Source organism: Vibrio qingdaonensis (assembly GCF_026191675.1).
Lineage (GTDB): Bacteria > Pseudomonadota > Gammaproteobacteria > Enterobacterales > Vibrionaceae > Vibrio > Vibrio qingdaonensis.
Window position 1 is genome coordinate 176,991 of sequence record NZ_JAKRRY010000004.1, and the last position, 8,463, is coordinate 185,453.

Here is an 8,463-nt window from a genome sequence, read left to right on the forward strand (position 1 = left end):
ACGCAAGCAAAACTTTTTTATTTGAGAAAGAAAAGAAAGGAAAAGTAAAATGAAAAAAATTAGTGCATTATCGTTAGTTATGATGAGTGCTTTGACTAGCCAAGTTGCATTTGCAGATGCTACAGCTGTATTAACATGGAATGGTCAAATTGGAGCGAATTTGGCTGATAATGATTACATGATTACTGGTAATAATGGTTCTACATCTGCTGATGTATTTAAAGGGGCGTTTTTAGATATTCAACCTAATGCAACATTCGATTCGGAGCATATTGTATTGGAAATGCGTGCGAATAGTGGAGACGCTACAAGTCCTGTAGCTGGTGATCTTTGGTCTGGAGGTACTGTTACTTGGACGCTTGATAATGTAATTGCTGATATTGATGGTGTTGACTTGCAAGCACAAGCAGGTGGTGCGCTTCCTGTTGTTGTGTCTATTAATGGTGAAAATGTAAGCAAAGGCGCGAGTTACAGTGATACATCATTTAATCGAATTGGTGTTAAAGTTAGTAATCAGCAAGCTCTGGATCCAAGTGTAGTAGCCGGTCGTGATATTGTTGTGGAAGTAAATTTATCGGCGACAGCCGCTTAAGATATTAGGTCTCTAGTCAATGATATTGTTGATCGTGTGATCGTGTGATTGTGTTAATAGTACAAGAGTACATAAACTCTTGTACTATTATTATTATAGAAAAAAATAATGAGATATCTGGTTTATATAACGTGCTTGATTTTGTTGAGTGCTAATTGCTTTGCAAAAACAAAATATTTCAGAGGTAGCACAGATGTTACTACAAAAATTGAAATTTATAATTTGTATACAGAATCAATCACTGGAGTTTCTATTGTCCCAAATAAAATCAATTTGAAATTATTGTCGGATAAGAGCGGTTTTGAAAGAGAAGATGTGCATTTAATTATAGAGACAGATATTCCTTCAGGTATTGCTAATATGCCAGATGTTAGTATTGATGTTCCTTATTCAATTGAGTTAGTTCAGAATGACGCTCACTGTATAAATGGTAACTTTTTAAATGATGCCGTTGATTTTTCAGCCACACAATCAGCAAATCCTATATTTGTTTCCACGTTAATTAACAACGTTGGTTCTGGCAGTGATAATTATCAGTTTGTCGGAGTCGGAAGTCCGAATGGTTCAGTTGTAGTTGATGATTTCGCTGAAACAGATTCGCTATCTAATGGGCTATTGGTTAAAAAGAATACCCACAAGGTTGAATTGAGCTTTTTAACAATATCGGATATTGCACAAGCGATGCCTAGTGGTAGTGCAATGAACACTGAATGTGCTGGTAGCCTCTCTTTTTCTGTTACTATAGGTTTATGATATGTTATTTCGACTCGTCAAAATAAAAGCGATGATAGCAATTTGTTTACTTCCTACATTGGTTGAAGCAAGCTCTTTGAAAAATAACATACCTAGTGGTTTTGATGAATTCTTTAGAAATAGTATTAACGAAATAAAACTTAGAAATTTAGATGGTAGCTTTACAGATCCTATTTTGCTTGTGTCTAATTATCAAACAGTTAAGCTGACAACTGTAGAAAGTCATTCTAAGATTCGTGACTTTTTAAACGATAATCGCATTGATGCCAAATATGTAGATGAAATAATCAAAGCATTGTCGGATGGTGTTTCTAACCAAAGTTCATGTCGCGGGTATATTACTGAGTGTGTATTATATCCTGAAATTTTCGAGTTTGTTTTCAATAATAGAGATAAAGAATTATATTTGTTTGTTCACCCTAAAGTTTTAGATTTAGGAAAAGGTCCGGATTCGATTTCTTATCACTCAGCTTATAGCGAGCATTCTGGGATTGTAAATAACGTAAATATGTATTTTTCATCATATTTGGATCAAGATACATCTGTGTCGATTAATGATCAGTTGGTTGCGGGTTTACCTTATGGGTATATCACATCTAATGTTGGCACTAATGTTGGTTTTGGAAATAGTAATAAAGAAAACGATTTTACTTTGTATGATATTTCTTATAATTTAGACTGGGATGACAAGCTCATAAAATCCGGTTATTTTCAATACTTGCCGAGAGTAAACTCCACTGACTTTCTCTCTGGCTCTAGTTCAATTATGCCACAAACTTCATTTTTTCTAGGTTCATCAAAAAATATGATAGTCGGCGGGAGTAATGCGAATAAACAGTTTAACTTTTATTCGGCTCAAAGCGGCGATGTTGAGCTTATTCGAGATGGTCGAATTATATATCAAGGAAATGTTGAACAAGGTCAAAATTCTATTAGTTACAATGAATTGCCATCAGGACGTTATGAAGTTGAGTTGGTTTTGCGTACAGGGGGAGCTCCGGTAAATCAGGGTGTTTACTTCATCTTTAATAGTATTGAAGATAGCCTAACTCAGGGGCAATTTGATTATTTAATTTCAGCTGGAAAAACGTCATCGGGCAATGGAATTTCAACAATTGAGTATGAAAACGGTCAAGAAATAGAAAGCAAAGCGTTTGTTCAAGGGCGTCTTAGTTATCAATTATTACCTAGATTACTTATAGGCCTTGGTACGAAAGTAATTGAAGATGAAGCCGCATTTGAAGTTGGCATGCAGTATTCACTTGGGTCTTTCGATGCTGATATAGTCTTAAATAGTCATGTTTTTAGCGATGGTCATTTTTTGAACACGACGTTTTCATCCAATTGGGGTAGTCTAAATTATGAAAAAATGAACAGTGAAGGAGGATATTTATCTACTTATCTCTATAATTCATCAAGTTATGAAAAGTTGTTCTGGTCATCTAACTACAGATTTGATAATGGTTCTTCTTTATATGCTGTGTATACGTTAAGTAAAGATGAAAATTTGGAACAAGGTGAGCGTATTTATGATGATGTATTGTTAGGTTATAGATTTGATTCTTTTAGCCGTTCGTCATTCGATATCACTGTTCAAACTGATAGTGACTTTGAAGAGGGTTCTTTTTCGATAATGTGGACTTTACCACTATCTGATACTGTCGATTTGATATCGTCGGTAATGGGTGACAAGAGTTCAGCTAATCGCTTCTCTAATACGCTAAATAAAGCTGATTTATTAGAGTCTGACCTGATTAATAGTTCATTAAATATAAGTAATTTGTATGACAGGCGCCAAGGCACAGTTTCTCAAACAGGTATGATTACGGCTAATGGTATTGGTGATAAAGCACATTTTGGTGGTTCGCTTTATGCAAACAGTGACGGTACTATTGGGGCAACGGGTACTATATCTTCTACACAAATATTTTCTGATGAACTATATATTTCATCAAAATCGGCTTCATCTTATTTAGCATTGGATATTAAAGAGAAAAATAAGAATTTAATCGATAAAGAAGTAAACGGTTTTGTGACGGTTAATCAGGATGGGCGTAATCTAGTTAAGAAATCCACAACGGATTCGCTTAATATCATCCCGCTCTCGAGCTATAGTCAATATCGAGTGAATTTTGATGCTGAGAGTGTTGGATTAAACAATACCGGAGATAAAAATGCGACGTTTTTTTCTACGCCAGGTAAAGTTTTAAAATTTGTTCCACAAGTACATAAAACGGTTTCATTTATTAGTGGCTTTAATAATATTAATAATAACTTCGTCTCTAACGTAGAATGCTTAGGCGACGGATGTATATCGGTTGTTCAACTTATCGATGGTGTTTATCGTGTCACTGTTTTAGAAGGGTTTGATTTTAGATTAGTCAGTGATGGGAATGAGTGTTTTATACCTAGAAATGAACATAATGTATATATGAACTTTGGTAAGAATTATTGTTTGCCAACGGATACGGACGGCGTATTTGCTGTAAATGTTGATGGGAGAGGTTATGAAGCGATTTATGTCGGATTATTTACTAATGCAGAATTAGAGCAAAGCGGCATAATTAAACAGTTAGAGAATTATAGTTATCATATTATCACTAAACCAGTTGGTCAGTTAAACGCTGTTTATATAGCCAACAATAGAGTAAAAATGACGGATTTGCTCGTAAATCATATAGATTCAGTAGAGAAATTAAAAGAAAATGCTAAAAGAAAATATATTAACAATATTTTTTTCCCAGTGGCGAAACAATAATTTAAGAGGTCAAATATGAGATTTTTAAAAGTAAGTTCTGTATTGATTTTTGTATTTTGTCAATTTTTATCTTTGGCCCAAGCGTCAGGGTTAGTTGTGGATAAAATGTTTATTATTGCAGACGAAAAAAAGAATGGATTGTTAACATTAACAAATACTAGTGACTTGCCTTTGTTTATTTCGGCGAATATTGATGAATTTCATGTAAACGAAGACGGATCTGATTTTATTAAAACGCCCTATAACGCTAATAATGTAGAAAACTGGAAAATTAGTACAACTCAAAATAAGCTAGTTCTCCATTCTGGTGAGTCAAACAATGTAGGTATTAGAAGTCTTTGTTACAATGTGACATGTGATAGTTCCCGAGATTTAATGTTTTTCGTGACATTTATGCCATCGCCGTATCGAGATCCGGGCGATAGCTCTGATATGAGTTCCGCTATGCAACTTAATTATGGTTTTTCTCCAGTTTTTATTATTCCAACAGACAAACCAGATATAAAATACAAAATTAATCGTACAGGTGATAATTTAGTAGTTGAAAATAAAAGTAACACTCTAATATATGTTTCTGTTAATAGTTGTGATAATGATAAAATGTATTCTGGTTGTTTTGTTAGATATATTGTAATTGCAGGCCGAACGAAGGTCTTTCAATTACCATCTGAAATAGAAAACAAAGAAATTACTGTTGATGTTGCATCCTATGACAATTCATTTAATAAACATGGTAAATTAAATGTAAACGATGAGTTTAAGGATTAACAATGAAGTTATTCTATCTAATTTTTTTTAATATTGTTATTTTTTCAAGTTCAGTAGCACAGGCAAAAATAGAATATCGAGTTAAAGTTGGTGCTAACGGCATTCAATGGGAAAACGCTGTCGATATTTCCGCGGATGAGAAGGTGATCTCTAATTGGCATGAAGCCAGTTCATTGGGATTGCCTACGGTAAAAAGTTGGGTGCCAAGCACGTTTGTAGTCCCTCCTGCGAAAGGAATTAAATTTTTTGGCTATTCGACTTTAAACGGCAGTGATTCAATTGAAGTTTCTAGTTTTTCTGTGACGGGGATGCAATACAACACTATTGGTATTGCAAGCTCAAAAGTTTCTTCTGGAATTGGTAGTGGTTGTAACTCTCAACTTATTTCTGGATCTGTTATAGATGTTCGGGGAGATAATTGTGTATCAAACATCCGTATAGATAATGATATATTATCCGTGCCATTCGTTTTGTATCGACCAATAATTTCTATTGATAATGCTGAGCTTCTAAGTGCATTAGATGGTTCTAATCAAGGTGTTTACTCAGCATCCGTGCCTATTTCAATTAAAGTACCTTATTATATCGGGTCGACACTAACTTACCGTCAGTTCAGTGACGTCATTATTATTGTAATAGATTATGATCCAGTTTGGATTACGAATGTTGATTTGATTCCAGAAAACGTGGTTTTACAACCTATTTATTACCCAACTAGTCGACTTGTGTCGAGTAATGAAGCTGCTGTTCAAGTTAAAGTCGATGGTTATTTTAGTAATGGTATTCGATTATCTCTTTTAGATAATAATTACTTTTTAGAAAACACTAATAATGTCAATATTAAAATACCATATTATATTCACTGTAAAGGTTGTGGTGCTAATCGAAATGAAAATAAAGTGTTGGTTAATGATAGTGGTACGATTTTAAATCAATGGGTCACTATCGGGAGTGGTGTCTCTCTAATAAATGATCCAATTATATTTAATTTAGCATTTGGCTATATAGATGTAGATGGTACAACTCTAACTTCTGGAGAATATATGGATACTGTCAACTTTGCAATTGAACCAGAGATATAGATAATGAGAAAATATAATCGAGCAGTCTTTTTGATGTTTTCTATTCTTGTAACGAGTAAAGTGTTTTCTCAAGAAGATAATGTTACTGTTAACGATAACATTAAGTTTGGCATTGGTTATGCTGGAAGCTTAATTGAATCAGGTGAAGGGTATGATGAATATCATGGTTATGAGGTTTCTTTCGGCTATATATATCAAGACAGATTTTTGGTAGAAACGGGACTGTCAAAACTTAATATTAGTAACGAATTTAATCCTGACAATTATTTTTTAAGATCTAGTAGGGTATTTCCTTTAAGTGATTATGCCTCTTATTATGTGGGCGCAGGAGTTAATTATCTTAATAAAGAAATCTATCCAGGAATCAACGTTGGTATCCATTTTGAGTTTCACAAGGATTGGTATGTTGATGCTGGTTATCAAACCTTAATTTCGGATATAAATGACAATATATATTCATTACTGTTGTCAATAAATTATAAGTTTGAAATAAATCCAATTCAAGTTGATAATGTTAAAGATGATTTTATTGTTCTATCTCGTCCGACAACAAGTATCAAAAATTTTGATGGTGATAAACGCGTAAAAAATACGTATTATAAAAAATATTCCGTGATAAAAGGTGATAATCTTACATTTATTTCACGTAAGTTAGGTGTTCCATTACATGAATTAATATTATCTAATCCGCAACTAGCGCTAAAAAGAAATTCAATTGACCTTATTTATCCAAGCGAAATTATATATTACCCAAGTCGAAGGTAAGAATTTTTTTAAATTTTAAGGTTATAGGTTTTAATTTAAATTGTGTAGGTTATTATGCAAAAATTATTATTAATTGCCATTTTTCTGGCTCCATTAACATCGTTAGCTTCACCTTATATAGGCCTGGAATATGGGTTTAGTTTTCACAAGAGTCAATTCAACGCAAACTTTTCTGATGGCGTCACTTTAAAACCTGAGTTTGATTATGGTATTGTTAGTGCAACGTCGGGATTTTCATTCAATGAAAAATGGGCCGCGGAACTCAGCTATAGCCAATATAAAATAAGTGAGTCCCGGAAAGATATTAGTGTTGATACCCCTGGTCTATATTTCGATAAAGAGTGGGATGCATCTATGAACGTTAAGCAAGTAGAATTATCTTCAGTGTATACGCTCGCATTAGATGGCCAATGGAGTGCTAGACTTAAAACCGGCGTCACATATAATCAATATCGTGCAAAATCTAGAAAAACTGACAATCAGAATGTAAATGGCGAAGAACTAAGTGAAGTACTTTTGAGTCACAAGTTAGAAGAAAATCATTTTGGTGGTGTAATTGGTGGGGCTATAGTTTATGATTTTTCGCCCATGCTATCACTTGGGGCTAGCATCAATCATCAAATGGACAAATTTAATGCAATGACAAGTTTAAATTTGATGACTAGATATTATTTTTAATTTTATTCTGTATATACAGAAAACCACGGGTTTACCCTTGGATGAATGCTTTTGGAGGCGGTACGATGGATAAATGCAATATTATCCATCGCTCTACAGTGTTTATTACACGAAATATCACGTAGTTTGGGTAGCTAAGTATCGTCGGAAAATCCTGAATCCTGGTATGTGCAGCTACCTACGAAAGGTTATGCCGTAGTTACTGCGAAGTTTATTTGGTGTTGAGATAGAGACGATAGGTTTTGATGAAGATCATCTGCATACGCTGTTTTTCAAGCAAGCTGTCGTCTTTTTTACAATTTAGTAACATGAATGATTACGCTGCACACTTTTCAGGGTTCAAGTACACCTCCTCTCGCGATAACTTATGGCACTGTTATCTGACATTAAGTAATCACCCAACGCCTCCGCTACTGCGTAGCTGTGCTTCGTCGTGCCTCCTTATTGCCTTTCACTGGCTTCAATTAAGGTCGAGTAAGGGCTTGTTTTCTTATGTGCCGATTTTCCTTTCTACTCGCATCACTGGATGTCGCTCGCAGACTGTTCACCATCCTCAAACAGAAAGGAAACTTGTCATGGCACAACAAAACCCAACCCCAACTATCTCTAAATTGACGCTCAGCGATCAGCGTTTCGCCGCTGGGCACGAAAGCTTACCAAAAAATGATATCTCTTTACTGCGTACTCCTCAGCGAACAGAGGGAGAAGAGCACGGCTTTTCTCTTACGCCGTGTAGCGACATTACATTAGCTGAACTCAAAATTGCGGGATTTACTTCGCGTGATTCTAAGTTCTACCCATCCACTCAGGCTGAGGTTGAGGAGAGTATCTTACACCACTTTAAAATAGCGGACTTAACTGACAATTTTATTGTTAAGGATGTATCAGCTCCTTCAAGATCCCTCTTTTCGTTTCACCGTTGTCCGTTTTAATTACTGGGATATTTTTGTATTAACGTAAGGAGTAAGCCATGAAATATCTCTCTCACTATATTCAAGCCAAACAAACGCAAGCATTTAATGAGGCGGGGGCGTTCTTTGCTTTGTCTAATAAGTAGTTCGATGGAG

Annotated in this window: 9 protein-coding genes; all 9 read left to right on the forward strand. The window is 34.8% G+C overall.

Going from position 1 to position 8,463, the window contains the following annotated elements:
- Positions 1 to 49: 49 nt before the first annotated feature.
- The 9 genes from MD535_RS05690 to MD535_RS05725 all read left to right on the forward strand — a co-directional run bounded on the left by MD535_RS05690 (position 50) and on the right by MD535_RS05725 (position 8,328).
- The gene (locus MD535_RS05690; protein WP_265673921.1) at positions 50 to 592 is read left to right on the forward strand and encodes a hypothetical protein; all 543 of its coding nucleotides are present in this window, start codon (positions 50 to 52) and stop codon (positions 590 to 592) included.
- Positions 593 to 700: 108 nt separating this feature from the next.
- Complete coding sequence (locus MD535_RS05695) at positions 701 to 1,345, forward strand: hypothetical protein (protein WP_237300464.1); 645 nt, start codon at positions 701 to 703, stop codon at positions 1,343 to 1,345.
- A gap of 1 nt (position 1,346) precedes the next feature.
- Positions 1,347 to 4,103, forward strand: coding sequence for a CS1-pili formation C-terminal domain-containing protein (locus MD535_RS05700; protein ID WP_265673922.1), 2,757 nt, complete (start codon positions 1,347 to 1,349; stop codon positions 4,101 to 4,103).
- Positions 4,104 to 4,118: 15 nt separating this feature from the next.
- Positions 4,119 to 4,871: a fimbrial biogenesis chaperone gene (locus MD535_RS05705; RefSeq protein WP_265673923.1), complete on the forward strand. Its 753-nt coding sequence runs from the start codon at positions 4,119 to 4,121 to the stop codon at positions 4,869 to 4,871.
- 2 nt (positions 4,872 to 4,873) lie between these two features.
- Complete coding sequence (locus MD535_RS05710) at positions 4,874 to 5,953, forward strand: hypothetical protein (RefSeq protein WP_265673924.1); 1,080 nt, start codon at positions 4,874 to 4,876, stop codon at positions 5,951 to 5,953.
- A 3-nt stretch (positions 5,954 to 5,956) separates the two neighbouring features.
- A complete protein-coding gene (locus MD535_RS05715; RefSeq protein ID WP_265673925.1) occupies positions 5,957 to 6,718 on the forward strand; it encodes a hypothetical protein in 762 nt (253 codons plus the stop codon).
- 54 nt (positions 6,719 to 6,772) lie between these two features.
- A complete protein-coding gene (locus tag MD535_RS05720; RefSeq protein WP_102333142.1) occupies positions 6,773 to 7,396 on the forward strand; it encodes an AcfA family outer membrane beta-barrel protein in 624 nt (207 codons plus the stop codon).
- 73 nt (positions 7,397 to 7,469) lie between these two features.
- The gene (locus tag MD535_RS26290; RefSeq protein WP_390902893.1) at positions 7,470 to 7,595 is read left to right on the forward strand and encodes a transposase; all 126 of its coding nucleotides are present in this window, start codon (positions 7,470 to 7,472) and stop codon (positions 7,593 to 7,595) included.
- A 376-nt stretch (positions 7,596 to 7,971) separates the two neighbouring features.
- A complete protein-coding gene (locus tag MD535_RS05725) occupies positions 7,972 to 8,328 on the forward strand; it encodes a hypothetical protein (protein WP_102333141.1) in 357 nt (118 codons plus the stop codon).
- Positions 8,329 to 8,463: the final 135 nt, after the last annotated feature.

Coding starts and splice junctions, on each gene's coding strand:
- MD535_RS05690 (WP_265673921.1), top strand. CDS start 50: ATGAAAAAAATTAGTGCATTATCGTTAGTTATGATGAGTGCTTTGACT.
- MD535_RS05695 (WP_237300464.1), top strand. CDS start 701: ATGAGATATCTGGTTTATATAACGTGCTTGATTTTGTTGAGTGCTAAT.
- MD535_RS05700 (WP_265673922.1), top strand. CDS start 1,347: ATGTTATTTCGACTCGTCAAAATAAAAGCGATGATAGCAATTTGTTTA.
- MD535_RS05705 (WP_265673923.1), top strand. CDS start 4,119: ATGAGATTTTTAAAAGTAAGTTCTGTATTGATTTTTGTATTTTGTCAA.
- MD535_RS05710 (WP_265673924.1), top strand. CDS start 4,874: ATGAAGTTATTCTATCTAATTTTTTTTAATATTGTTATTTTTTCAAGT.
- MD535_RS05715 (WP_265673925.1), top strand. CDS start 5,957: ATGAGAAAATATAATCGAGCAGTCTTTTTGATGTTTTCTATTCTTGTA.
- MD535_RS05720 (WP_102333142.1), top strand. CDS start 6,773: ATGCAAAAATTATTATTAATTGCCATTTTTCTGGCTCCATTAACATCG.
- MD535_RS26290 (WP_390902893.1), top strand. CDS start 7,470: ATGCAATATTATCCATCGCTCTACAGTGTTTATTACACGAAATATCAC.
- MD535_RS05725 (WP_102333141.1), top strand. CDS start 7,972: ATGGCACAACAAAACCCAACCCCAACTATCTCTAAATTGACGCTCAGC.